Annotated in this window: 23 protein-coding genes; 5 read left to right on the top strand and 18 right to left on the bottom strand. The window is 70.6% G+C overall.

Features of this window, described 5'->3' with window-relative positions:
- Positions 1–1,407 precede the first annotated feature (1,407 nt).
- Positions 1,408–1,773 (bottom strand): hypothetical protein, encoded by a 366-nt coding sequence (locus MWU75_RS03215; RefSeq protein WP_247088100.1) that lies wholly within the window; start codon positions 1,771–1,773, stop codon positions 1,408–1,410.
- Between the two features lie 67 nt (positions 1,774–1,840).
- Positions 1,841–2,449, bottom strand: coding sequence for an NUDIX domain-containing protein (locus MWU75_RS03210; RefSeq protein ID WP_247088099.1), 609 nt, complete (start codon positions 2,447–2,449; stop codon positions 1,841–1,843).
- A gap of 217 nt (positions 2,450–2,666) precedes the next feature.
- On the opposite strand from MWU75_RS03210, the gene MWU75_RS03205 reads away from it, so the two are divergent.
- On the top strand, positions 2,667–3,869 hold the full coding sequence (locus MWU75_RS03205) for a lysylphosphatidylglycerol synthase transmembrane domain-containing protein (protein WP_247088098.1): 1,203 nt from the start codon (positions 2,667–2,669) through the stop codon (positions 3,867–3,869).
- Positions 3,870–3,916: 47 nt separating this feature from the next.
- Here the strand turns inward: MWU75_RS03205 and MWU75_RS03200 are convergent, their stop codons facing one another.
- From MWU75_RS03200 to MWU75_RS03165, 8 genes are all read right to left on the bottom strand, one after another.
- Positions 3,917–4,675: a cobalamin biosynthesis protein CobB gene (locus tag MWU75_RS03200; protein WP_348647724.1), complete on the bottom strand. Its 759-nt coding sequence runs from the start codon at positions 4,673–4,675 to the stop codon at positions 3,917–3,919.
- On the bottom strand, positions 4,672–5,970 hold the full coding sequence (locus tag MWU75_RS03195; protein WP_247088097.1) for a Mur ligase family protein: 1,299 nt from the start codon (positions 5,968–5,970) through the stop codon (positions 4,672–4,674). The genes MWU75_RS03200 and MWU75_RS03195 overlap by 4 nt, the downstream gene beginning before the upstream one ends.
- 117 nt (positions 5,971–6,087) lie before the next feature.
- Entirely contained in the window at positions 6,088–6,687 is a 600-nt protein-coding gene (locus MWU75_RS03190; RefSeq protein ID WP_247088096.1) for a DoxX family protein, read from the bottom strand.
- 194 nt (positions 6,688–6,881) lie between these two features.
- Complete coding sequence (gene guaA / locus MWU75_RS03185; RefSeq protein ID WP_247088095.1) at positions 6,882–8,459, bottom strand: glutamine-hydrolyzing GMP synthase; 1,578 nt, start codon at positions 8,457–8,459, stop codon at positions 6,882–6,884.
- Positions 8,460–8,566: 107 nt separating this feature from the next.
- A complete protein-coding gene (locus MWU75_RS03180; protein WP_247088094.1) occupies positions 8,567–8,896 on the bottom strand; it encodes a DUF3817 domain-containing protein in 330 nt (109 codons plus the stop codon).
- Positions 8,889–9,692 carry an SURF1 family protein gene (locus MWU75_RS03175; RefSeq protein ID WP_247088093.1) on the bottom strand — a complete coding sequence of 268 codons (804 nt, stop codon included), beginning with the start codon at positions 9,690–9,692 and terminating at the stop codon, positions 8,889–8,891. Before MWU75_RS03175 ends, MWU75_RS03180 begins: the two co-directional genes overlap by 8 nt.
- A 43-nt stretch (positions 9,693–9,735) precedes the next feature.
- Positions 9,736–11,064, bottom strand: coding sequence for a YncE family protein (locus MWU75_RS03170; RefSeq protein WP_247088092.1), 1,329 nt, complete (start codon positions 11,062–11,064; stop codon positions 9,736–9,738).
- Positions 11,065–11,215: 151 nt separating this feature from the next.
- Positions 11,216–12,337, bottom strand: coding sequence for a GuaB3 family IMP dehydrogenase-related protein (locus MWU75_RS03165; RefSeq protein ID WP_247088091.1), 1,122 nt, complete (start codon positions 12,335–12,337; stop codon positions 11,216–11,218).
- Positions 12,338–12,460: 123 nt separating this feature from the next.
- Here MWU75_RS03165 and MWU75_RS03160 point away from each other — a divergent pair, with 123 nt between their 5' ends.
- On the top strand, positions 12,461–13,267 hold the full coding sequence (locus MWU75_RS03160; RefSeq protein ID WP_247088090.1) for a class III extradiol ring-cleavage dioxygenase: 807 nt from the start codon (positions 12,461–12,463) through the stop codon (positions 13,265–13,267).
- Positions 13,268–13,304: 37 nt separating this feature from the next.
- Here the strand turns inward: MWU75_RS03160 and guaB are convergent, their stop codons facing one another.
- A complete protein-coding gene (gene guaB / locus MWU75_RS03155; protein ID WP_247088089.1) occupies positions 13,305–14,828 on the bottom strand; it encodes an IMP dehydrogenase in 1,524 nt (507 codons plus the stop codon).
- Positions 14,829–15,064: 236 nt separating this feature from the next.
- On the opposite strand from guaB, the gene MWU75_RS03150 reads away from it, so the two are divergent.
- Entirely contained in the window at positions 15,065–15,403 is a 339-nt protein-coding gene (locus MWU75_RS03150; RefSeq protein WP_247088088.1) for a WhiB family transcriptional regulator, read from the top strand.
- Between the two features lie 73 nt (positions 15,404–15,476).
- Here MWU75_RS03150 and groL read toward each other — a convergent pair whose 3' ends face one another.
- The 3 genes from groL to MWU75_RS03135 form a co-directional block, all read right to left on the bottom strand.
- Positions 15,477–17,078 carry a chaperonin GroEL gene (gene groL / locus MWU75_RS03145; protein WP_247088087.1) on the bottom strand — a complete coding sequence of 534 codons (1,602 nt, stop codon included), beginning with the start codon at positions 17,076–17,078 and terminating at the stop codon, positions 15,477–15,479.
- 164 nt (positions 17,079–17,242) lie between these two features.
- Positions 17,243–17,539 carry a co-chaperone GroES gene (groES, locus tag MWU75_RS03140; protein ID WP_247088086.1) on the bottom strand — a complete coding sequence of 99 codons (297 nt, stop codon included), beginning with the start codon at positions 17,537–17,539 and terminating at the stop codon, positions 17,243–17,245.
- Positions 17,540–17,705: 166 nt separating this feature from the next.
- Positions 17,706–18,953: a phospholipase D-like domain-containing protein gene (locus MWU75_RS03135; protein ID WP_247088085.1), complete on the bottom strand. Its 1,248-nt coding sequence runs from the start codon at positions 18,951–18,953 to the stop codon at positions 17,706–17,708.
- 110 nt (positions 18,954–19,063) lie between these two features.
- Between MWU75_RS03135 and MWU75_RS03130 the strand changes: the two genes are divergently transcribed.
- The gene (locus MWU75_RS03130) at positions 19,064–20,305 is read left to right on the top strand and encodes a class I SAM-dependent methyltransferase (protein WP_247088084.1); all 1,242 of its coding nucleotides are present in this window, start codon (positions 19,064–19,066) and stop codon (positions 20,303–20,305) included.
- 409 nt (positions 20,306–20,714) lie between these two features.
- Positions 20,715–21,074, top strand: coding sequence for an integrase core domain-containing protein (locus tag MWU75_RS03125; protein WP_348647723.1), 360 nt, complete (start codon positions 20,715–20,717; stop codon positions 21,072–21,074).
- A 209-nt stretch (positions 21,075–21,283) separates the two neighbouring features.
- Here the strand turns inward: MWU75_RS03125 and MWU75_RS03120 are convergent, their stop codons facing one another.
- From MWU75_RS03120 to tsaB, 4 genes are read right to left on the bottom strand one after another with little or no spacing between them, the layout of a single operon-like run.
- On the bottom strand, positions 21,284–23,086 hold the full coding sequence (locus tag MWU75_RS03120) for a glycoside hydrolase family 3 N-terminal domain-containing protein (protein ID WP_247088082.1): 1,803 nt from the start codon (positions 23,084–23,086) through the stop codon (positions 21,284–21,286).
- The gene (tsaD, locus tag MWU75_RS03115) at positions 23,083–24,144 is read right to left on the bottom strand and encodes a tRNA (adenosine(37)-N6)-threonylcarbamoyltransferase complex transferase subunit TsaD (RefSeq protein ID WP_247088081.1); all 1,062 of its coding nucleotides are present in this window, start codon (positions 24,142–24,144) and stop codon (positions 23,083–23,085) included. Before tsaD ends, MWU75_RS03120 begins: the two co-directional genes overlap by 4 nt.
- Positions 24,137–24,664, bottom strand: coding sequence for a ribosomal protein S18-alanine N-acetyltransferase (rimI, locus tag MWU75_RS03110; RefSeq protein ID WP_247088080.1), 528 nt, complete (start codon positions 24,662–24,664; stop codon positions 24,137–24,139). Before rimI ends, tsaD begins: the two co-directional genes overlap by 8 nt.
- Entirely contained in the window at positions 24,661–25,353 is a 693-nt protein-coding gene (gene tsaB / locus MWU75_RS03105) for a tRNA (adenosine(37)-N6)-threonylcarbamoyltransferase complex dimerization subunit type 1 TsaB (protein ID WP_247088079.1), read from the bottom strand. Before tsaB ends, rimI begins: the two co-directional genes overlap by 4 nt.
- Positions 25,354–25,365 lie beyond the last annotated feature (12 nt).

Genomic DNA, 25,365 nt, shown 5'->3' with positions numbered 1-25,365 from the left:
ATCGAGCAGTCCGCCCAACTGACCAAGGTCCTCAACGGGCTCCCCGAGGCACAGATCCACGTCGTCGTCCCCTACGACACCCTCATCGGCCACCGCACCAACCCCCCACCCACCGACACCGACACCCTCCCCACCGACACCGCCACCACCCCCACTACCGGCGGCGGTGCACCACCCCGGCAGGATCCGACAGGTCAACCCTGCCCACCACGACCCGCCCCAGCAGGCACAGGCGACCCAGCCGCCTCACCGTCCCACCAGCCCGGCACGGGCGACCCAGCCGCCTCACCCTTCCACCAGCCAGACACCCGCGGCGCGGCAGATCCGCCGGGTCGGGTCCTGCCGGGGGTGGGTGAGGTCATCGGACGCCACTCGATGTTCCTGATGCCCGAGCAGGCCCAGCTGCTGGCCCTGCTGCCCGGCTCCACCCTGCACCGGCTGCTGATCGACCCGGCCACCGGACGCTGCGTGGAACGCTCCATCAATGCCTACCCCTTCGACGCGGCGATGCGCGCCCAGATCGTCGCCTCCGACCTGTTCTGCCGGGCCCCCGGCTGCCTGCGCCCGGCCCGCCTGTCCCAGATCGACCACGTCCAGGAGCACGGCACCCCCGGTGGTCACACCTGCGAGGCCAACGGCCAGCCCGCCTGCGACCCCCACCACGACCAGAAGACCAAGAAGGCCTGGGACGCGGTCATCGACACCAACCGAGACGTCACCTGGACCACCCTGCTCGGCCGGATCTACCGCACCAAGGCCCACGACTACACCCAGTACACCAAGCTCCTGACCGCAGCCACCACCCACATCGACGACACCATCGCCGCAGGCAACGACCGCGCACAGGTCATCAACACCGCCATCTACCAGGCCCTGTCCTNGACGTCACCTGGACCACCCTGCTCGGCCGGATCTACCGCACCAAGGCCCACGACTACACCCAGTACACCAAGCTCCTGACCGCAGCCACCACCCACATCGACGACACCATCGCCGCAGGCAACGACCGCGCACAGGTCATCAACACCGCCATCTACCAGGCCCTGTCCTACCGCGACCCCGGACTACCCCTGGCCGACGACCACGAGGAAGACCTCTTCAACGGCTGGGACTCCCTCACCCTCTCCCACACCGGACCCAGCGGACGCCGCACCTACAAGCCAGACCCCCAGATCCGCCAAACCGAGATCGACCGCCACCGCGACATCACCGGCCAACCCCCCACAGACCCTGCACAAGACACCGGGGATCAGGCAACCACCGAACCCGCACAGAACCCCGCCGACCAGGCCACCACCGAACCCGCCGACCAGTCCACCCCGGACACCGACCGCAACGACGAACCCCCGCCCTTCTGAGAGGCGGGGGGCCCGACGTTGCGTAGATCGGCGGTGGGTCTATCGGCACTCACTTCCAGAGCGAAGCCACCAGCACGTTGACCACCGCGAGCGCACCGGCCGCGTGCACCATGCCCGGCGCGACAGCCTTGCCCTTGCGGGCCCGGGCGGCGGCGATCTCGGTCAGCGCGGCGACAGCGATCGCGACGAGCAGCTTGACCCCGATCTTGGTGTTGTTGACCTCGTAGTCCAGGGCTCCCTCCGCCAGGCCCACCAGGATCAGACCGGTCAGCACCTGCACCCGGGCACCCCACACCATCACGACATTGGGGACCAGACCTTCGGCGGCACGCGTCACCGCCACAAGGTAGCCCCCGACCAGGGCAGCCAGACCGAGCATGTGGGCGACGACGGTGAGGTTGTAGACGAACTCCATGATCCCAGGGTAGGTGGCCGGTCGCGCGCGTCACCGTAAGGCTGACCTGACCTGCCGAGCTGAGGACTCAGCCGTCGGGCAGGAACCGCCGCTGCCAGTCCAGGACCGGCGTCCGGGGCAGTGCGGCGAGCGGGATCCAGGCCGCGTCGGCGGTGCTCCCGCCGACGTCGTGGATGACGGGGCGCACCGGGTCGGGGCACGTAGCCCGATAGACGGCCGAGACAGCGTGGTAGTCCTCCAGTCGCCCGGATGGAGCACGCCCGGTCCAGTGCCGGCTGACCAGTTCGAGCGGTCTCAGGTCACGCACCCGCTGCCCGGTCTCCTCCCAGACCTCGCGGACGGCCCCGTCCACGGGGTCCTCCCCGGGGTCCAGGCCACCGCCGGGCAGACCCCACACCTCGCGCTGGCTCATGCTGAACGTGGTGAGCAGCACGGACGGGACCCCGTCGTACTCAGCGTGCACCACGGCATACGCACTGAGCCGCTGGTGGGGCTTTGGACGATCGCCGGGCGCCACGCGGTAGACGAGGACGACCTCGCCGTCGACCACCTCGCTGCCGACCCAGACCGGCGCGTGGCCACGGGTCTGCAGGACGGCCGCCGGGTCGATGCCGTGGGGCACGGTGTCCTCGACCAACGTCCGACCGGTCTCGTCCACCGCCCGCACCCGCGCCATGTCAGTCCCTCCTGATCGAGCCGCCTCGCGGTGTCGCACCCTACCCTCACGCAACAAAACCTCTTGCGCGGGTATCGTGCTCTGGGTTGTTCTAGGCATCCGGGAGACCGGGCAGGGGAGGTGGGTGTGTGAGGAGTCGTTGCCCAGCATCGACACGTAGCCTGTTCTCCGTGCCCGCAAACCCGTGCCCGGCAGCAAAGCCGCCTGGGGTCATCGCGTGAGCATCCACGCGACCGACGACTTCGAGCCCACCCGGAAGTTCGGGTGGCGTGAGGTCGTGCAGTCGGTGGTCGGGCTGACCATCGCCACGCTGCTGCTCATCTACGTGCTCCCGCGGGTCGCGGACTCATCCTGGGCGGAGATCCTGGACCAGATGTCCCTGGTGGGCGCCGGTGTCGCGACACTGATGGTGGCGCTGAAGCTGATCGGGCTCTACTCCTACACCTTCACCCTCACCGGGTCACTGCCCGGTCTGACCCACCCGCGGGCGCTGTTGGTCAACGCCTCCGGGTCGATGATCAGCAACATCATGCCCGCCGGTGGGGCGGTCGCCGTGGCGATCACCTATGTCATGTGCCGCTCCTGGGGCTTCCTGCGGCGCAACATCTCCACGTCGCTGGTGGTCACCGGCGTGTGGAACATCATGGCCCGCCTGGCACTGCCGGTGATCGCGATCGTGATGGTGATCATCGGCCCGATGGACACCCCCGCCCCTGTCATCCTCGGCTCGACGGTCGCGGTGATCGCCCTGCTCGTGGTCCTGGGCTTCTTCCTCGCCGTGATCTACAGTGACACCGCCTCGCACGTGGTCGGGCACAGCCTGGGCTGGGTCGCCAAGCCCTTCTCCAAGCGCCTGAAGGCCGGCGCCAACCTGGACAAGCTCATCCAGGACCAGCGCGGCCGCTGGGGCAACGTGGCCAGCCACAACGGCCTGAAGATGACCCTCGGCCTGGCCGGGATGCTGGGCACCTTCTTCATCCTCTACTACGTCGCGTGTCACACCGTCGGGGTGGACCTGCCGATCTCGCACCTGTTCGCGGCCTACGCGATCCGCCAGCTGCTCACAGTCGTGGCGATCACCCCCGGCGGCCTGGGGATCACCGAGGCCGGCACGGCGGCCGTCCTCATCGCCTTCGGCGCCGATCCGACGGCGGCCGCGGCCGCGGCCCTGCTGTATGCCGTGGTGACGCACCTGCTGGACGTCCCCCTGGGGGCGCTCGCCATGGGGATCTGGTGGCTCGGCCCCAAGACCCCGGCCACCCACCAGCTCGACAACCACGGCCAGCTCGTGCCGACGGCCGAGGCGAGCACCCGGATCGGTGGGGCGGACGCCACCTCCTCCGACGAGGTCGGACGGGCCGCGGGCCAGGAGGTCGGTCGAGCGCCGGTCGAGGAGCCTCCCGGCAACTCCGGGCACTAGCCAACTCCGGGCACTGGCCAACTCCGGGCACTAGCCAACTCCGGGCACTAGCCGCGCAGCAGCCGCCTCACCTGGCGCTGGTGGGCCTGCTCGGCGATGGAGTCATCCACCTCGGCAGGCTCCCAGCTGCCGGTGGCGCGGGTGGCGGCCAGCTCCAGCAGGTGGTCGGACAGTGCCGGGTTGGCCGGCAGGATGGGGCCGTGCAGATAGGAGCCGATCACGTTGCCGGTGCGGGCGCCCTCGGTCCCGTCTGTCCCGTTGTTGCCTTGGCCGTGCCGCACGCGGCCGAACGGCTCCTGCCCCTCCCCCAGCACCGTGGCACCGGAGTGGTTCTCATAGCCCACGACCTGACCGATAGGGGTGTCGAGCACGACCGGCCCGATCATCCGGGTCGGGTTGCCGGTCGTCGTCACGTCGAGGATGCCCAGCCCTGGCAGGCGTCGCCCCTCCGCCGTGACGAACGCCTGCCCGAAGAGCTGGTACATCCCGCAGATCATGAGCATCGGCACCCCGTCGGCCGCCAGTCCACGGAGCCGGTCGGCCTGGACTGCCAGGTCCTCCTGGACCCGGGCCTGTCCGGAGTCCTGGCCGCCGCCGCCGAGCACCAGATGCACCTGCTCGGGCCACGGTGCCCCCGGGTGGTGGTCGTGGACGACAGCGGAGTAGCCGTGCCAGCGCAACCGGCTGGCCAGGGCCCGGGTGTTGCCCAGGTCGCCGTAGATGCTCATCTCCCGGGGATACAGGTGGACGAGGTGGACGGTGCCCTTGCTCACGGCGGGCTCCCCGCCGTCGGCTGTCGCGGTCACTGGGCATCCTCTCCGAAGCGGGCCAGCCCGTAGCGCGCGGCAAGACGCCGCCGCAGGTGCATCATCGCGGTGTAGGTGCAGAAGATGCGGGTGGGTCGACCCCGGTGCTCCTCCAGGAAGCGCTCGAGCGCCGCGTCGAGGTCCGGCTCGACCTGCGCCACAGGCACCCCGTCATACTGCAGCCGCAGGGCCATGTCCCAGCCACGCACACCGCTGGTCAGGGCGACCCCCTGCTCCCGCAGACTCTCGAACGAGACGTCGTAGAGCCAGGAGACGTCACGCCCGTCGGCATAGTTGTCGTTGATGGCGATCATCGTGTCCACGGGCTCGTTGCCGTAGGTCCCCAGAGCCACGGTGAAGCCGGCCGGGTTCTTGACCAGGACCAACTCGAGCGGGTGCCCGTCGACGTCGATCACCTCGCCACGCCCGAACGGCGGCGTGACGGTGGCCAGCGTCCGCGCGGCGCGTGCCGCGTCGAAGGTCTCGCCCAGCACGGCACGGGCCGCTGCGGTGGCTGCCGTCGCGTTGATCATCGCCGCGAGCCCGCGCTGCTGGAGGGTGACCGGGCCGACGTCCGCGGAGCCGGTGACCGTGAAGGACCGCTCGTCGTGCACGAGCAGCAACGAGGTGTCCGCGCTGTCGGGCAGGGCCGCGGCGCCGTCGGCGTCCCGCACGTCGGCCTCCTGCAGCCCGGGGAGCAGGTCCGCGCAGGACGGGTCGACCCCGAACCAGGCCACGCTCACGCCCTCCCCGACGCTCCCGTGGATCCGGGAGATGAACGAGTCGTCGACGTTGAGCACCACGCCCCGCGTGGTCTGCTCGGCCAGCCGGGTCAGCAGCTGGGCCGTCTGGTCGATCTCGGCGAACCGGTCCAGCTGGTCGCGGGCCACGTTGAGCAGCAGCGCGTGGGTCGGGGAGACCGCCCTGGCGAAGTGCAGGGCATGCGCCTCATCGAGCTCCAGCACCGCCCAGTCGGCGTCCAGCCGGCCGCTCAGCGGGATCTCCGCCAGCATCGCCGAGATGACACCGCGGGTGAAGTTGCTCCCGGTCGGGTTGGTGAAGACCCGCTGGCCGTGCGCGCGCAGGAGCGCGACCAGCATCTTGGTCGTGGTCGTCTTGCCGTTGGTGCCGCTGACGACGACGATGCCGCCGGGCAGACCGGCGAGTGTGTGGGCCAGCACCTGCGGGTCGATGGTCTCGGTCACCAGGCCGGGCAGAGCGGACCCCCCGCCACGCAGGCGGGAGACGCCCCGCGCCAGTTTGCCGGCTGCTATCGCGAGCGAGGAGCGGATCACGCGCGCAACTCTAATCGCCCGCGGCACCCGGCGGACGCGGTGGCCGCCGCCGGTCCGCACACGCGACTGCCCGTCATACTCCTCTGTGGAGTATGACGGGCAGTTGGGTTGGGTGGGTCAGCGCAGCCAGCCGTTGCCGACCTTCTCGCCCCACCAGCGGCCGAGGCCCCAGGTGTCGCCGGACAGCGTGTAGGCAGCCACCAGGAGGACGATCGCCTCGATCCAGTGGGAGTCGGTGATCGGGTTGGTGAAGCCCGCGTTGGCCTGACCGATGGGCAGGGCCGCGAGGTACATGAACGCCATCAGGAGCGTGCCGCCCCAGGCCGCGATCTTCAGGCCGGCGCCGGTCAGCATGGCCAGGCCGATGCCGAACAGACCGAACATGAACAGGAAGTCCGCCAGGCCGCCGAAGGTCTCGGCCATCCAGACGAAGACCTCCTTGAACGGGCCGGAGGTGGCGTTGATCATGTAGCCCTGGGCGGGAGCGCCGCCGTTGACGACGGCCGCCTCCGAGGCGGTGCCGTAGCCGAGGCCGAACAGCTTGTCGACGAACGGCCACATGAAGGTCCAGCCGATCAGGATCCGCATGAAGGCCAGGAGCTTGCGGACCAGGCTCGAGTGGATGATGTCGGTCTGGAAGACGGTGCCTTCGCCGCGCGCCGCCGCGCGGTCAACAGCAACGTCGTCCTTAACGGGGGTGTGGAGATTCGCGCTCATGACGATGCCTTTCCGGTTTCTGCGGGGTGGATGCCGTTCTCGGCTTCCACTACACAGAGTAGTACTACGCAACGTCGAAGGAAAGTTGAAAGTGCCCTTCCGAGGTGTCTACTACCTCACACCCCTCGCAGCGTCTCGGGGGCACACCGTGTCGCAGTGTGTTCGCGCGTCGGCCGCACGTGAGGCTCCCCGCCTCACTCCCACTCGATGGTGCCCGGCGGCTTGCTGGTCACGTCCAGCACCACCCGGTTGATCTCCTCGACCTCGTTGGTGATCCGGTTGGAGATCTTGGCCAGCACGTCATACGGCACCCGGCTCCAGTCGGCGGTCATGGCGTCCTCGCTGGAGACCGGACGGAGCACGACCGGGTGGCCGTAGGTGCGACCGTCGCCCTGGACCCCGACGGAGCGCACGTCCGCCAGGAGCACCACCGGGCACTGCCAGATGTCGCGGTCGAGGCCGGCGCTGGTCAGCTCCTCCCGGGCGATCGCGTCGGCCCGGCGCAGCACGGCGAGGCGCTCTGCGTCGACCGCGCCGATGATCCGGATGCCCAGGCCGGGGCCCGGGAAGGGCTGGCGCCACACGATGCCCTCGGGGACGCCGAGCTCGAGCCCGACCTGCCGCACCTCGTCCTTGAACAGCGTGCGCAACGGCTCGATGAGGGTGAACTGCAGGTCGTCGGGCAGGCCGCCGACGTTGTGGTGGCTCTTGATGTTGGCGGTCCCGCTGCCCCCGCCGGACTCCACGACGTCGGGGTAGAGCGTGCCCTGCACGAGGAACTCCACCGGGTGCCCCTCGGCGTCCGCGGTGCCGGCCACGTCCCGGGCGGCCTGCTCGAAGACCCGGATGAACTCCCGGCCGATGATCTTGCGCTTGGTCTCCGGGTCGGTGACCCCGTCCAGGGCCGTGAGGAAGCGCTCCCGGGCATCCACGACCACCAGGTCCACGCCGGTGGCTGCCACGAAGTCCTCCTCGACCTGCTGTGCCTCGCCCTCGCGCAACAGACCGTGGTCCACGAAGACGCACGTCAGCTGGTCACCCACCGCACGCTGCACCAGGGCCGCGGCGACCGAGGAGTCCACACCTCCGGAGAGGCCGCAGATCACGTGCGCCTCACCGACCTGCTCCCGGATCGAGGCGACGAGGTCCTCGACGACGTTCTCGCTGGTCCACGTCGGCTCGATGCCGGCGCCTCGGAGCAGGAAGTTCTCCAGGACCCGCTGGCCGAAGCTGGAGTGCAGCACCTCCGGGTGCCACTGGACCCCGTAGCGACGCGCGTCGTCGTCCTCGAAGGCGGCGACTGCCGCGCCCGGCGTGGTGGCCGTGACCCGGGTGCCGTCGGGCGCCTCGGACACCGAGTCGCCGTGGCTCATCCAGACCGGCTGCTCCTCCGGCTGCCCGTCGAACAGGGTGCTGCCGGTGTCGGAGATGCGCGCCTTGGTCTCGCCGTACTCCCGCAGCCCGGTCTTGTCGACGGCGCCGCCGAGAGCGCTCGCCATCACCTGGAAGCCGTAGCAGATCCCGAGCACCGGCACCCCGGCGGTCAGCAGGTCCGGATCCAGGGAGGGCGCCCCGTCGGCGTACACCGACGACGGACCTCCGGAGAGGATCAGCGCCGCCGGGTTCTTGGCGAGCACCTCCGCCGCTGGCATGTCGTGGGGCACGATCTCGCTGTAGACGGAGGCCTCGCGGACCCGTCGGGCGATGAGCTGGGCATACTGCGCGCCGAAGTCGACGACGAGGACGGGGCGCTGTTGGAGGTCGTCGGTCACCGGGACAGGTTATCCGCCTCTCGTGACAATGCCCTCGCCGCGATGTCGCTCGCCATCGACCTGGGTCTGGTTCAGCCGTGTCCTGGGGAACCTGGAGGTCGCCGGAGCTACGAGAACTGGGGGGTGGACTCCTTGGCCTCGATCTCCGCACGGGCGGTCCGGGTGACCTTCTGCTCAACCCAGAAGGAGAGGAAGGGCACACAGCCTGCGAGCATGATGAGCACCATCCGGCCGAGCTCCCAGCGCAGGGCGAACCCGAGCATCGCCACCGCGACCAGGTAGACCATGTAGATGAAGCCGTGCGGCATCGCCCACCAGTCCAGGACGTCGTTCTCGAAGCCGTACTTCAGCACCATCCCCAGCACGAGAACCAGGAGACCGACGCCGACGACGAACGCCATCGCCTGGAAGAACTTCAGCTTGGCGCGGTCAGACATGGTGGGGCTCGATCCTCTCGTCGGCGGGTGCGGTGCTGCTCACTGTAGGCGCCGATCCTGAGCGTCCACCTCCGGTCTCACGACCTCGTGCCGCGTCGTGCAGCAGCTTGAGGTACATGAAGACCGCAAAGGCTGCGAACACCCACCACTGCAGGGCGTACCCGAGGTTGCGCCAGTCGACGTCACCGGCGGTGAGCTGCGGCGGCGGGACGGTCGCGAGGGAGTCGGCGGTGAGAGAAGGTTGCTCCGCCGTGGCGAAGATGAACCCGTTGTAGAGCGACTCCGGCCACAGGTTGGCCAGCAGCGACAGGTCGATCGTGCCGTGCTGCCCGCTCGGCAGGGCCTCCTCGCCGAAGTATGGCGACTCCCCCGGTGCGAGCTCCCCCCGCACCGTCACCGGCTGGACCGGCGGGATGTCGACCGCGGACTGGTCCGTGACGAACCCCCGCAGCACCGGGACCACGGCACCGCTCTCGACGACGAGGGGGGTCACCACCCAGAACCCGTCCTGCCCGTCCAGCACCCGGTCGGGGACGAGGAACTGGCGCGCTCCGTCATACTCCCCCTCGACGCGCACCGGGTGTCCCGCGCCGTCCTCGGGGAAGGCGGAGTGCGGTGCCATCACCTCGTCCAGCGGCTTCTCGACCAGCGCGTCGCGCTCGGCCTGCAGCTCCTCGAAGGCGGAGTTCTGCGCCACCGCCAGCTGCCACAGCCCGAGCCACACGAAGGCGACGCACACCGCGACGACCACGCCGAGGAGCGCCAGCCAGCGGGGGGTGAACAGGGTGCGCAACACCCCACCAGGGTAGGTGACCTCCCTGTCCGGAACCTCAGTCAGGTCAGGCGTCGGGGTCGCTGGCGAGCGTGTCGTCGAAGACGTAGATGGATCCGCCGTAGCAGGCGACCCAGACCGTGTGCGTGATCGGCTCGTAGGTGATGCCGATCGGGTTGGCGTCGGTCGGCTCCTTCTGGAGCAGCTCCATGTCGTCTGTGCTGATCTTGGCGACCGACGGCTCGTAGTAGTTGACGACGTAGAGCGCCGTGCCGTCCGAGGACAGGATCATCGAGCGCGGCTCCCGGCCCGACTCGACCTGGTCGACGACCTCCTCGGTCTCGGTGTCGATCTTGTAGATCGTGTCGTTTCCGGAGACCGCCATGAAGAGGTACTTGCCGTCGGCAGAGAGGTTGAGGTGACGCGGCTTGCGCCCGGTCTCCATCATGACCTCGGACTCGCCGGTCTCCAGGTCGACCTTGAACAGCTTGTCGGCATACATCGCGGCGACGTAGGCCGTGCGGTTGTCCGGGAGCACCTCGATCCCTCGCGGGGCGGCCGCGATCGGGATGGTCTTGACCTCCTGGGCCGTCTCGACGTCCACGACCGAGATGGTCGAGTCGCACCAGTTGCTCACCAGGACCGTCTTCTGGTCTGGGGTGATGTCCACATACTTCGGGACGGCGCCGACCTCGATGGCCTGGTCCCACTCCATCGTCTCGGCGTTGAAGCGGTAGAGCAGCGAGGGGCCGACGCCGTCGGCCGGGGTGCAGGCGTCGAAGCCCTCCTTGCCGAAGCTCTCGCCATACATCGTGTACTGGGAGACGTAGGCGAACTTCCCGTCGTCGGTCCAGGCGGCCTCCACCGGCGAGCCCTTGGCCGTGCCGGGATGCCCCTCGACACCCAGCTCGCTCGGGACGACCTCGTCCGAGAGGGTCTCGACCAACTCGCGCGACTGAGCGTCGTAGACCGTCGAGGTGTGGCTGTACATCATGTTGTTGGCGATTACCAGGCCGGCACCGGAGGCCACCACGGACTTCGGCGTGATGCCGCCGGTGATGTAGTCGATGCGCTCCATGAAGGACTCGTCCGAGGGGATCGCCGGCGGCGCGGCGACCGGACCGTCCTCCGTGGGCTCGCTCGCGTCGTCGGTTGCCTCCGCCTCGGCGGTCTGACCCGCGGCGTCCTGGAAACCGTCGCTCACGCCGGCGGAGGTGGCGGAGGCATCGTCGCCGGTGGGCGTGGGGTCGGCGACCTGCTGGTCCCCTGCGGCTTCCCCGGGGTCCTCGTCGCCCCCCGACAGACACGCGGTCAGGGTCCCGGCGAGCGCCAGCGCAGCCACTCCCCCGATGACCGCCCGGCGGCGTCGGTACTTGGCCTCGCGGCGCACCTGCATACTCTGCTCCTCCAACCCTCTCGGCAGGCAGGCGAGGGCCCGCGCGCGTCAGGGATCCTGAAATACGACAGAACCAGGGTAAGGGCCAACGGCGCGTGAGCCGACCAGGCGCCCCGAAGTCAGGGGCACCCGGGCCATGCCGGAACGGTGGTCAGCGCGGGGCGTAGGGGGCGACGACGACCTCCACCCGCTGGAACTCCTTGACATCGGTGTAGCCCGTGGTGGCCATCGCCCGCCGGAGGGCACCCATCAGGTTCGTCGTGCCGGAGGCGTCGCGACCGGGTCCGTTGAGGATCTCCTCCAGCGTCCCGACGGTGCCGACCCGGACCCGCTCCCCGCGCGGCAGGAACGGGTGGTGGGCCTCCGAGCCCCAGTGGTAGCCACGCCCCGGAGCCTCCTGCGCACGGGCCAGCGCGGCCCCGATCATCACGGCGTCCGCGCCGCAGGCCACCGCCTTGACGATGTCGCCGGACTGGCCCATCCCGCCGTCGGCGATGACGTGCACATAGCGTCCGCCGGACTCGTCCAGGTAGTCCCGGCGCGCGGCCGCCACGTCGGCGATCGCGGTCGCCATCGGCGCGTGGATCCCCAGCGTCGTGCGGGTCGTGTGGGTCGCCCCGCCGCCGAAGCCGACCAGGACACCGGCGGCACCGGTGCGCATCAGGTGCAGCGCGGCGGTGTAGGTGCCGGCGCCGCCCACGACCACCGGCACGTCGAGCTCATAGATGAAGCGCTTGAGGTTGAGCGGCTCGGCGGTGCTGGAGACGTGCTCGGCGGAGACGGTCGTGCCGCGGATGACGAAGAGGTCCACGCCGGCGTCGACGACCGTCCGCCAGAACTGCTGCGTGCGCTGCGGGGACAGGGAGCCGGCGACGGTTACCCCGGCCTCCCGGATCTCCCGCAGCCTTTGGGTGATCAGGTCGGGGCGGATCGGCGCGGCATACAGCTCGCGCAGCCGCGCGGTGCTCTCCGTCGCCTCGAGCGCGGTGATCTCCTCGAGGTGGGGCGTGGGGTCGTCATACCGCGTCCACAACCCCTCGAGGTCGAGCACCCCCAGGCCGCCGAGCTGACCCATCGCGATCGCCGTCTGCGGGGAGACGACCGAGTCCATCGGCGCGGCGATCACCGGCAGCTCGAAGTGGTAGGCGTCGATCTGCCAGCTGATCGAGACGTCCTCGGGGTCCCTGGTGCGGCGGGACGGCACGACCGCGATGTCCTCGAAGGAGAAGGCGCGTCTGCCGCGCTTGCCACGTCCGATCTCGATCTCGTTCACGCGGTCAGGCTACAAGCCCGCGGGCACAACCCCGGCCCGGCGCGGCGACGCGCGCCCCGACGTGCAGGGGAAGTCGGCACCCGGCATACTCGTGTGATTGAAGGTTGCACTAGCGGAGGCGAGATGGACCCGACCAGCAGCGCACCGGCGGCCGACCGGCAGCCGGTGCTCTACCTCAGCCACGGGGCCCCGCCGCTGGCCGATGATGCGACCTGGACCGGTCAGCTGCACGCGTGGTCCGAGCGGCTCCCCCGGCCGCAGAACATCCTCATGGTCTCGGCGCACTGGGAGAGCGCGCCGCTCACCGTGAGCGCCACCCGGCAGCAGGTGCCGCTGGTGTATGACTTCTGGGGCTTCCCCCAGAAGTACTTCGAGGTGGAGTATGCCGCGCCGCCGGCCCCCGAGCTGGCCGACGATGTCGCGGCGCTCCTCGGGCACGACGCCGTGCACCGCGACGAGGGCCGGGGCCTGGACCACGGTGCGTACGTGCCGCTCGTGGAGATGTTCCCCGAGGCCGACGTGCCGGTCCTCCAGATGTCGATGCCGACGCTGGAGCCGCGCGAGCTGTTCGAGATCGGTCGTGCCCTGGCGCCGCTGCGTGACCAGGGCACGCTGATCGTCGGGTCCGGGTTCACCACGCACAACCTGAAGTGGTTCAACCCCCGCAACCCGGCCGACGCTCCCCCGCCGCAGGTCTCGCAGGAGTTCGACCACTGGGCCGCCGAGGCGCTGGCCCGCCAGGACGTCGACGCGGTGCTGGACTTCGAGACCCGCGCACCGGGCGCGCTGGAGGCCCACCCCCGCACCGAGCACTGGGCGCCGCTGTATGTCTCGCTCGGCGTCGCCGATGCCAGCGGGGGTCTGGACAACCAGGTGGCGGTGGACGGCTTCTGGTACGGCCTGTCCAAGCGCTCCTGGCAGTTCGGCTGACCCTCGCGGAGGTGGTGCGAGCCCTGGCCGGGCCGCGTCAGAGGGCCGTGTAGTTCGGGGCCTCGACGGTCATCTGGATGTCGTGCGGGTGCGACTCCTGCAGGCTGGCCTGGGTGATCCGCACGAACTGGCCGCGCTCCTGCAGCTCGGGCACCGTGCGCGCGCCGACGTAGAACATCGCCTGCCGCAGGCCGCCGGACATCTGGTGGACCACGTTGGACAGGGCCCCTTTGTAGGCGACCCGGCCCTCGACGCCCTCGGGGACGATCTGGTCGTCGCTGCTCACCTCCGCCTGGAAGTAGCGGTCCTTGGAGTAGGACTGCTTGCCGCGCGAGCTCATCGCCCCGAGCGACCCCATGCCGCGGTAGCTCTTGAACTGCTTGCCGTTGATGAAGATCAGCTCGCCGGGGCACTCCTCGCAGCCCGCCAGCATCGAGCCCATCATCACCGACTCGGCCCCGGCCACCAGCGCCTTGGCGATGTCACCGGAGTACTTCATGCCGCCGTCGGCGATGACCGGCACGCCGGCCTCGCGCGCGACCTGCGCGGCCTCGTAGACCGCGGTCAGCTGGGGCGCGCCGATGCCGGTGACCACGCGCGTGGTGCAGATGGCGCCGGGCCCGACGCCGACCTTGACCGCGTCGGCACCGGCCTCGACGAACGCGCGGGCACCGGCTCCGGTGGCGACGTTGCCGCCGACCACCTGGACGTGCTGGGTGGCCGGGTCGGTCTTGAGCCGCTTCACCATGTCGGTGAGCATCCGCACGTGGCCGTGGGCGGTGTCGGCGACCAGCACGTCAACCCCGGCCTCGATCAGGGTCGTGGCGCGCTGCCAGGCGTCGCCGTAGTAGCCGATGGCCGCTCCGACCAGGAGCCGGCCCTGCCCGTCCTTGCTGGCGTTGGGGAACTGCTCGGACTTCACGAAGTCCTTCACCGTGATCAGTCCGGCCAGGCGCCCCTGCTCGTCGACGAGCGGCAGCCGCTCCCGCTTGTGGGCGCGCAGGATCGCCGTGGCGTCCTCGCGGCTGACGTCGGCCGGCGCGGTGACCAGCGGTGTCGTGGTCATGACGTCCCGGACCAGCGTCTGCTCCCACTCCGCGACGGGGGTGAAGCGCAGGTCACGGTTGGTGCAGATGCCCAGCAGGTGCCCGTCACCGTCGACGACCGGCAGCCCCGACACGCGGTACTCCCCGCAGATCCGGTCGAGGTCCTCCAGCGTCGCGTCGGGACCGATGGTGACCGGGTTGGTGATGCGCCCCGTCTGGGTCCGCTTGACCAGGTCGACCTGGTAGGCCTGGTCCTCGATCGACAGGTTGCGGTGCAGTATGCCGATCCCGCCCTGGCGGGCCATGGCGATGGCCATCCGCCCCTCGGTCACCGTGTCCATGGCCGCCGACACGAACGGCATCTTCAGAGAAATCTCCCTGGTCAGACGGCTCGTCGTGTCGATCTCCTCGGGCACCAGGTCTGTCTCACCCGGGAGCAGCAGCACGTCGTCGTAGGTCAGGCCGAGGGCACGGAACGGGTCGCGCACGGCGGGGTGGGGGTCAGCCACAGTCATACGCCCATCCTAGGCGCGGCGCCGCGGGCGAACCCGACCGCGTCGGGCGCGGGTGACGACTCTCACGCTCCACCCCGATCCGGCCTGGCAGATCCGGGGTAACGATTTGACAACATTTGGGGTGACTCGCGTTACAGTGCACTCGATCGAAGAACCACACGCCCGGGCAGTCGACGGGCGACTGCAGGAACCACGATCAGGCACGGGATGTGTCTCAGAGATGAGAGGTGGCACTGGTGGCCGACGCAACTGCCGGACCTAGTCCGGTCGCCGAGCAGTGGGAGTGGCAGTTCGAGGGGTTGTGCCGGACGGTCAGTCCGGAGTTGTTCTTCCACCCGGAGGGGGAGCGTGGATCGGCCAGGCGCCGCCGCGACGAACGAGCCAAGCGGCTCTGCCTGCAGTGTCCGGTCCTCGAGCAGTGCCGCAGCCATGCGTTGAGCGCCCGCGAACCCTACGGGGTGTGGGGGGCCATGACCGAGGAGGAGCGCTCCGCGCTCCTTGCCGAGGCCGACATCACGCCAACCAGTGCCACGGAGACCCCGGACGCCGAGGAGCCCGGTCGCAACACGGCCTGAGGCCGCGTCGGACCGGGCTCACCCGGAGCACGCCGCCCGGCCGGGATGACCCGACCGGGCGGCAACCACGAGGTCAGTGGCTGTGCTGGTGTCCGTCTTCGGTCTCCTCGGGCTTGTCCACCACCAGGGTGTCGGTGGTCAGCACCATGGAGGCGATGGAGGCCGCGTTGCGCAGGGCCGAGCGGGTGACCTTGACCGGGTCGATGACGCCCGCGGCAAACAGGTCGCCGTACTCGCCGGTGGCGGCGTTGAGCCCCTGACCTGCCTCGAGCTCGGCCACTTTGGCGGTGGCGACATAGCCCTGCAGACCGGCGTTCTCGGCGATCCAGCGCAGCGGCTCGGCGACCGCCTTGCGCACGATCGTCGCGCCGACGGCCTCATCGCCGTCGAGCTCCAGGGTGTCCAGCACGCTGGACGCGTGGATGAGGGCGGAGCCGCCGCCGGCGACGATGCCCTCCTCGATGGCTGCGCGGGTCGCCGAGACGGCGTCCTCGATGCGGTGCTTCTTCTCCTTCAGCTCCACCTCGGTGTGCGCGCCGACCTTGATGACGCAGACGCCGCCGGACAGCTTGGCGAGGCGCTCCTGGAGCTTCTCGCGGTCCCAGTCCGAGTCGGTGTTCGCGATCTCGTTGGTGATCTGGTCCACGCGGGCCTGCACCTCATCGGCGGCACCCTCGCCGTCGACGATCACCGTGGAGTCCTTGGTGGAGACGATGCGGCGGGCCTTGCCCAGCACCTCCAGGCCGACCTGGTCCAGCTTGAGGCCGACCTCCTCGGCGACGACCTGGCCACCGGTGAGGGTCGCCATGTCCTGCAGCATCGCCTTGCGGCGGTCACCGAAGCCGGGGGCCTTGACGGCCACAGCGTTGAAGGTGCCACGCATCTTGTTCACGACCAGGGTCGAGAGGGCCTCGCCCTCGACGTCCTCGGCGACGATGAACAGCGGCTTGCTCTCACCGATGACCTTCTCCAGCAGGGGGAGCAGCTCGGCGACCGAGGAGATCTTGCCCTGGTGGAAGAGGATGTAGGCGTCCTCCAGGACGGCCTCCATCCGCTCGGTGTCGGTCACGAAGTAGGGCGAGAGGTAGCCCTTGTCGAACTGCATGCCCTCGGCGAAGTCCAGCTCCATCGCGGTGGTGGAGGACTCCTCGACGGTGATCACGCCGTCCTTGCCGACCTTGTCGAAGGCCTCGGCGATCAGCTCGCCGATCGTGGTGTCCTGGGCGGACAGGCTCGCCACCTGGGCGATCTCGTCACGACCCTCGACCTCGCGGGCGGTCTCCAGCAGGCGGTCGGAGATGGCCGCGACGGCCTGGTCGATGCCCCGCTTGAGCCCGGCCGGGCCGGCACCGGCCGCGACGTTGCGCAGGCCCTGGTGCACCATGGCCTGGGCCAGGACGGTGGCGGTGGTGGTGCCGTCACCGGCGACGTCGTTGGTCTTGGTGGCCACCTCCTTGGCCAGCTGGGCACCCATGTTCTCGTAGGGGTCCTCCAGCTCGACCTCGCGGGCGATGGTGACGCCGTCGTTGGTGATCGTCGGCGCGCCCCACTTCTTGTCCAGCACGACGTTGCGACCCTTGGGTCCCAGGGTCACCTTCACGGCGTTGGCGAGGGCGTCCACGCCCCGCTCGAGCGCCTTGCGGGCATTGTCGTTGAATTCCAGCTGCTTGGCCATCAGGGCCGGTCCTTCCGTAGCGGTGGGTCGATGCACGACACCCCGGTGTCCCCTGCGCGCGGCAGGGGACCCGGGGCGTCAGCGGGTCAGTTGCTGCCGAGAGGGCACAGTCAGCTTCCGCGCCCCGTTGCGGGACTCGCAAGCTCGTGTCCTCACGGGGGCTGTCAGCTGACGACGGCCAGCACGTCGCGGGCGGACAGGATGAGGTACTCCTCGCCGCCGTGCTTGATCTCGGTGCCGCCGTACTTGCTGTAGATCACGCGGTCACCCACGGCGACGTCGAGCGGGATCCGCTCGGTGCCGTTCTCGTTCCAACGACCCTGGCCCACGGCCAGGACCTCGCCCTCCTGGGGCTTCTCCTTGGCGGTGTCCGGGATGACCAGGCCGGAGGCGGTGGTCTGCTCGGCCTCGACGGCCTTGATAACGATCCGGTCTTCGAGCGGCTTGATGGAAACCGTCACGGTAGGACCTTCCCTTCGCGAGTTCGACTGTCAGTGTCTGCGTCCGGTCGGGGCCGCCGTCGCGGGGGTCGGCTCGTTCCGGGCATTGGCACTTGCAGGTGCAGAGTGCTAATGCTGAATCTATGCATGGATTAGCACTCGGTCAAGCCGAGTGCCAGATGTTCGCTCAGAGCAGCGGGTGCAGGGGCTCCAGGATCCACTCTGCCGCCCGCGAGAGTATGCCGCGCGCCTCCCACTCCTCCAGGGTCAGCTCACGCGCGTTGTCCAGGTCGCGGGCGAAGATCTCCTCCATCCGCGCGGCCTGGCCGCGGTCGTGGATCTCGAGGTTGACCTCGTAGTTCCCGATCATGGAGAGGCGGTCGATGTTCGCCGTCCCGACCGTGGTCCAGATGCCGTCCACGGTCGCCGTCTTCGCGTGGACCATCACGTCCTGGTAGAGGAAGATCCGCACTCCCCCGCGCAGCAGGGTGGAGTAGTGCGAGCGCGCGACCCAGTCGGCCACGACGTGGTTGGAGGCCTCGGGCATCAGCACCCGGATGTCCACGCCGCGCTTGGCCGCGGCCAGCAGGCCGGCCAGGATCTCCCGGTCGGGGATGAAGTAGCCCTGGGTGATCCAGATCCGGTGCACTGCCCGGTCGATCGCCTCGAGATAGATCCCGCGCACCGGGAAGACCAGCCGGCTCGGCTCGTTGCGCGCGGCCATGATGCTCGCGTTCCAGACGGGCGCGCCGCTGTCCGGCAGCTCCGGGTGCTGCCGCTTTCGGTGCCGGTTCCAGAAGTCGACGAAGGTGTTCTGCAGCTCCCACACCGCCGTGCCCCGGACCCTCATGTGCGTGTCCCGCCACTTGTCGGCATACAACGAGCCGATGTTGTAGCCGCCGACGAAGCCGACCTCCCCGTCCACGACCAGCACCTTGCGGTGGTCACGGCCCGTGCGCCGCACGTTGACCACCAGCCCCGAGCGCACGGTGGGGAACTTCAGCAGGTGCACCGACGGGGGGAACTGCTTGAAGTCCCGCGGCACCACAAGATTGGCGAACCCGTCGAAGACCACGCAGACCTTGACCCCGCGGTCCGCGGCCCGGATGACGGCCTCCTTGAACTTCTGCCCGATCTCGTCGCCCTTCCAGATGTAGGTCACCAGGTAGACGAAGTCCGTGGCGTTGTCGATCGCCTCGATCATGGCCTCGAAGAGGTACTCGCCGTAGGTGTAGGTCGTCAGCTCGTTGCCGTCGACCGCGGCGGGCAGGGGCTCGGCGGGCGGCACGACGTGCTCGTCGGGCTCACGGGCCTTGCGCATGAAGTCGACGCCGGTGAGCACGACGGCCAGGCCGACCGGCGTGGCGACGCTGGCCACCCCCGCCCCCACCACGAGACGTCGGGTGCTGCGCCCCAGCTCACTCCATCGGCCCATGCCTCGAACTTAGTCGTTGTCCCCGACCCGTTCCCACCGGATACTCCTACGGCATACTCCCGCGCGCCGCCCTTCCGCATCGGGTGGCGTCGTGGGCGAGGATGGGCGGCATGGACCCGGAGACCGCCGCGACCCTCTCCGCCCCGGGAGCCTGGGACCTGCTCCAGTCGCTGCCTGAGTATGACGAGGGGGCGGCCCTGGCGGTCGGCACCAGGCTGCGCGCGGCCGGCCACGATCCCGCGCTGGTCGCCGCCGTGCTCACCCAGTCCCGGCTGCGGCTCCGCGGGAGGGTGAAGTTCGGTGACCGGGTCGAGCGGATGCTGCTGACCCAGGACGGTGTCGAGCAGGCCACCCGGTGGCAGCTGGCCGCGCGTCACGCAGCCCGGTTCGCCGAGGCCGGTCTGGAGACCGTGTGGGACCTGGGCTGTGGTCTCGGCGGGGATGCTCTGGCGCTCGCCGCGGCCGGGCTGCGGGTCGAGGCGGTGGACGCCGACCCGACGACCGCGGCCCTGGCCGCCCACAACCTCGACGGTGTGGCGGGCGCGCGGGTCCGCCGGGCGCTGATCGAGGAGCTCGACCTGGGACACGACCCCGGTGTCGGAGCCTGGCTCGACCCGGCCCGACGGCTCCCCGGTCGGACCGACGCCCGGGGCCGCACGGCCCGCACGTTCTCGCTGGACCAGCTGTCCCCGACGTGGGACCAGGTGCAGAGGGTCGCGGCGACGGTGCAGCACGCCGGCGCCAAGCTCGCGCCCTCGTTCCCGCACCACGAGATCCCTGGCGGGGCGGAGGCCCAGTGGGCCTCGTTCGGCGGGGAGGCGCTGGAGTGCGTGCTGTGGTGGGGCGACCTGGTGCGGCACGCCGGGCGCACGGCCCAGGTACACGTCGGCACGACCGAGGGCGGGCAGTGGCACGAGGTGACCGACGACGGCTGCGGCCCCGCACCGGTGGCGAGCGGCCCAGACGACATCGGCGAGTGGCTGCACGAGCCGGACCGAGCGGTCCTGCAGGCGGGGCTGATCGGAGTGCTGGCGCGTCTGGCCAGCGGGACCGAGACCGCACCAGGCGTCGGCTACGTGACCGGCCCGGCGCCGGTGGACGTGCCCTGGGCACGCCCCTTCCGGGTGCGGTCGGTGCACTCGCTGTCCACCAAGGCGCTCCGCCGGTGGGCACACGAGGAGGACATCGGTGCCCTCACCATCAAGAAGCGCTCCATGCCGATCGACCCCGACCGGCTACGGCACGACCTGCGCCTGCGCGGCACCCGGGAGGCCGTCGTCGTGCTCACCCCCGTCGCTCGCCAGCCAATGCTCCTTGAGGTCAGCCCCGTCGCACAGCGACAACCGCGCTGACCTGACCCGGCTCGCCACACGCGGGAGTCTCCTGAACCGGGGCGTCAGGGCGGCGGCGCAGGGTCCAAGAAGACGGCGCTCATCGGCTCGAAGGATGACGCCCAGCCGGCTACCTCGGATGCGATCGCTCCTCGATCCCCGACGCCATAGTCCGGTGGCGCTTCTGGAAGTCCTGGGACGTCTCCGACGAAGAACGCTGCGCTCTCAGCAGTCAGGGTCAGATGGGCGCCCGGATGCGGTCACAGCACTAGGCTGAGGCCGAAGGGCCGATCTTTCGCGCCCGCCGAGCGCAAGCTCTACCTCGCGACGGTGATCGACCTGTACTCGCGCCGGTTGCTCGGCGCGGCGACCAGCGATCACCCGGACGCGCAACTGGCGTGCGCGGCGATACAGATGGCTGTGACGGCCCGTGGCGGCAAGGAGGCGATCTGGCGAGAGGAGGAGTCCGAGCGTCTCGTGTTCCACACCGACCGCGGCAGTACTTATACGGCGACCTCGTACACCACGCTGTGCCGGGCTGGGGATCCGCCAGTCGATGGGCCGGGTCGGGTCGTGCTTCGACAACGCCGCCGCCGAGGCGTTCTTCTCCTCCCTGGAGTGGGAGGTCCTGTCCCGGCAGGAGTTCGACACCCGGGCTCAGGCCCGGGCCGTGGTCATCGACTGGGCCTACGGGTTCTACAACCACCAACGCCGGCACAGCGCGGCTGGCATGATGTCACCGGTCAACTACGAGCAGTCCACCGCAGCGCCCGTCCCGGACGCCGCGTAGCCCGAAGCCCTCCACGATCTGGGGGGAACCACAACACGCCCTCCAACCCCACAAGAGCCACGAACCAAGGCCCGAGACAACGCCCACCCAACGCGGACAACCGCAACCTACCCACCCCCAACACCACCACACCAGTGCCACGTCATAACAAATCCATAACACCCACGCAGACCCACCCCCAGTGAAGGTTCCTGGGTGGGAGGCCGCGATCAGTGACAGCCAGCACCGATCGCGAAGTCGCCGACCGGCGTCGACAGCGTGCCCGTCGCCTCGGCCTCGCCCAACAGCACCTGCACCAGGGCCTCCATCGTCGCCGGGTCACGGCCGTAGGCAGCGATCAGCGCGGTCGACGCGGTGCTGTCGGCCAGCGGGTAGGGCCGGTCCGTGGTGACAACCACGTCGCCCGTGCCGGTGCCCGGACCGCCCGATCCCCCGCCGGCCCTGTAGTTGGCGCCGCCCACCAGAACCACCCGGTCCCCGGACCCGGTGCCGAGCCCGGCGGCCTCCGCGGCGGCGGCCAGGGCAGCACGGTCGGTCTCCGTCCCTCCCGCGATGGTGATCGAGTCACCCACGAGTCGCTCCCCGCAGGGCCCGGACAGCTGGGTGATGCCCGCGGCGGCCGCGCGGACCGACAGCTCGTGGTCAGAGCCGATGACCGAGAGGTCTGGGGCCGGCACCTGCTGCTGGTGTCGCAGGAGCGCGACCATCCGGGCCGCCGACTCCTCCAGGTCCGCGCGCTGCAGCGTGCCGTCCTCCAGCGCGAAGACGATGGCGTCGACGGTGCCCCGCGGGTCCGGCGGCATGAGCAGCACGTCGACGCCGGCGAGCAGCGCCTGGACCGCCGGGTGGTCGGTGCTGCCGCCCTGGGTGATCGCCCCCATGTTTAGCGCGTCGGTCACGACCAGCCCGCCGAAGCCCAGGTCCTCGCGGAGCAACCCGGTGATCACCTCGTGGGAGATCGTGGCGGGCCGGTCCGCGTCGAGGGCGTCCACGACAATGTGCCCGGGCATGATCGCTGGTGCGCCAGCCCCGACCACCGCCCGGAACGGCACCAGGTCGCGCTCCTCGAGCAGAGCCAGGTCGGCCGTCTGCTCGGCCACCCCGACGTGGCTGTCGGCCGGGATCGTGCCGTGTCCCGGGAAGTGTTTGGCCACGGGCAGGATGCCGGCCTGCGCGAATCCGATGACCTGGGCGGTCGCGACAGTTGCCACGACGCCCGGGTCGCTGCCGGGCGAACGGGAACCGATCGTCGGGTCCTCCGGCCCGGAGGTGACGTCCGCAACCGGCGCGAGGACGACGGTGTAGCCCAGCGCGCGCAACTGCTCGCCGGAGGCCTGGGCGACCTCCCGGGCGAGCGCCGGGTCCCGTGCGGCTCCCAGCGCCATCCCAGCGGGCCAGTGGTCCAGGGGGGCGCCGACCCGGGTGATCGCACCACCCTCCTGGTCGATCGCCAGGAACGCCGGCCAGTCCCGTCCGTCCGCGGCCACCGCCTGCTGGACCGAGGCCGTGAGCGCGGTCAGGGCCGGCACGCGGGCGTCCACCGACTCCGGCACGTTCCCCCCGAGCGTGATGAGTCCACCCAGGTGGTTTTCCTGCACCAGCGCCGCCGCAGCCGCGCTGTCGGTGCCGGAGTAGGCGCCGACGACCAGCTGTCCCGCCAGCTCACGGTCGGACAGCCCGGCGACGTCCGCGCGGGCCGCCTCGAGCCCGGCCGCGGACGGCAGCCCGATCCCCTGCTCGCCGGTGGGGGCGGTGGCCCCGTCCGGGGCGCTCGTGGGGGGTTCTCCGGTGGTGGTGTCTGTGTCCACGCCCGTGTCTGGTGCGTCCGTCTCGGTCGCGGCATCACCGGTGGTCGTCCCGCTGTCCGCCGGGCCCGACGAGGACCCGGAGCCGGTCGTCTGCTCCGCGGACGTGCCACTCGCGGGTGACTCACCACCGCTACAGGCCGCGAGGAGCAGCGCGCAGGTCACCGCAGCCACAAGAGGTGCCCGGGCGCCGGTGACCCGGTTCATGACGCGACCCGCACCAACGGACGGATCTGGCCGACCGGCTGCGAGGAATCCGCGGGAATGTCCAGGGGTGAGGGCTCGTGCCCGGCTGCGATGAGCAGGGCTCCGAGCGCGGCCACCATGGCACCGTTGTCCGTGCAGAGGTCGCGGCGCGGCACCCGCAGCCGGATCCCCGCCTTGGCACACCGCTCCTCGAGCAGCTCCCGAAGCCGACCGTTGGCCGCGACGCCGCCACCCAGCTGGAGGTCCATCACGCCGTGCTCGGTGCAGGCCAGGACCGCCTTTGCCGTCAGCACGTCCACGACGGCCTCCTGGAAGGAGGCGGCGACGTCCGCGACAGGGACCGGCTCACCCGCCCGCTCACGCGCCTGGACCCACCGCACGACCGAGGACTTCAACCCGCTGAACGAGAAGTCGTAGCGGTGACGCTCCATGTCCTTGCGGGCCGTCAGCCCGCGAGGAAAACGGATCGCGGTGGGATCACCACCACTCGCGACCCTGTCGATGTGCGGACCTCCCGGGTAGGGCAGCCCCAGCACCCGGGCCACCTTGTCGAAGGCCTCGCCGGCCGCGTCGTCGATGGTCTCGCCCAGGGAGCGGATGTCACTGGTGATGTCCGGCACGTGCAGGAGGTTGGTGTGGCCACCGGAGACCAGCAGCGCCATCATCGGTTGCGGCAGCGGCCCGTGGTCGAGCACGTCGACGGCCACGTGCGCACCGAGGTGGTTGACGCCGTACAGCGGCACCCCCAGCCCGAGCGCGAGGGTCTTGGCCGCGGCCACGCCCACCAGCAGCGCCCCGGCCAGCCCCGGCCCCGCGGTGACCGCGACGGCGTCGACGTCCTGCAGGGTCACCCCGGCGTCCGAGCACGCCCGCTGGACCGTCGGCACCATCGCCTCGAGGTGCGCCCGGCTGGCCACCTCCGGCACGACGCCGCCGAAGCGTGCGTGGAGGTCCACGCTGCTCGCGACCGCGTTGGCCAGCAGCGTGGTCCCGCGGACCAGACCGATCCCGGTCTCGTCACAGCTGCTCTCGACCCCCAGCACCAGCGGCTCAGTCACGGTGACCCACCTCTCTGCGCATGATCAGCGCGTCCACGGACCCCGGCTGGTAGTAGCCCCGGCGCCGGTGCAGCTCCGCGAAACCGTAGCGGGAGTAGAGACCGATCGCCGCCTCGTTGTCCGCCCGCACCTCCAGCATCACCTGCGACGCACCAGCGGCCTCGGCCCGGTCCAGCAGGGCCTCGAGCAGGTGCACCCCGTGTCCCTCGCCGCGATGCGCGGGGTCGACGGCGATGGTCATCACGTCGGCCGTCTCCCCCGCCAGGTCGAGACCGGCGTAGCCCATCAGCGGCTCGGGCGGACAAAACTTCCCCAAAAAGGCGTGATGGGCGTGCAAAACCTCCCCAAGAATGGGGTGGAGGACGACGTAGTCACGCCGCGGGCGCGCCGCGAGCTCGCCCCAGAAGCTGGCCGGGGACCACGCGTCGTCGGGGAAGGCTGCCGTCTCGATCCGTTGCACCTCGGGCAGGTCCTGCCACCGCATCGCCCGCAGCCGGGTGCCGGTGTGCCCGCCGCTCACGGGACCGTCTTCAGCGGGCCGGGCACGGCCGCGTCCGGGCGCCGCAGATACAGGGGCTCGGGAGCCAGCAGTATGCCGTCCGCCACCGCCCCCTGCACCTCGCCGGCGGCGAGGGCTCGGTGGGCGACGAGCCCGAGCAGCCCGGGACGCACATCGACCGGTGCGTCGCCCCCGGCCCGGGTGAGGGCGTCATAGAGGAGCGGTCCGCGCCCGACCGCCGGGAGCGCTCGAGCGGCCTCGGGAAGGTCGGCCGCGTGGGCGACCCCGGGGCCGCCGGTGCGCCGGGGGTGGCCGTGCTCCACGGCATACTCCGCCCAGTAGACCTCCTTGCGGCGGGCGTCCGTGGCGACCAGGAACCGGTCGTCCACGACCTGTTCGACCACCGCCTGCTCTGCCAGGGCGTCCAGCGAGCAGATGCCGTGCACCGGGATGCCGCGCACCTGCCCCAGCACGAGCCCGGTGACGATGCCGACCCGCAACCCGGTGAACGGACCTGGCCCGACCCCGACCGCCACCGCCGTGAGGTCGCCGACCCCGATCCCCGCCCCCGCCAGCGCCTGCTCCATCGCGGGCGCGAGAAGCTCACCGTGGCGCCGCGAGTCCTGGTGCGTCACCTCGGACAGCACCCGGTCACCGTCGAGGACGGCGGCTCCGATGGCTCCGGTGGCGGTGTCGAGGGCGAGCAGCACCGCACCAGGCTA

This window comes from Ornithinimicrobium sp. F0845 (assembly GCF_023015765.1).
GTDB lineage: Bacteria > Actinomycetota > Actinomycetes > Actinomycetales > Dermatophilaceae > Ornithinicoccus.
Note: the sequence above shows the minus strand (reverse complement) of the source record. Positions and strands in the feature narration are given on the sequence as shown.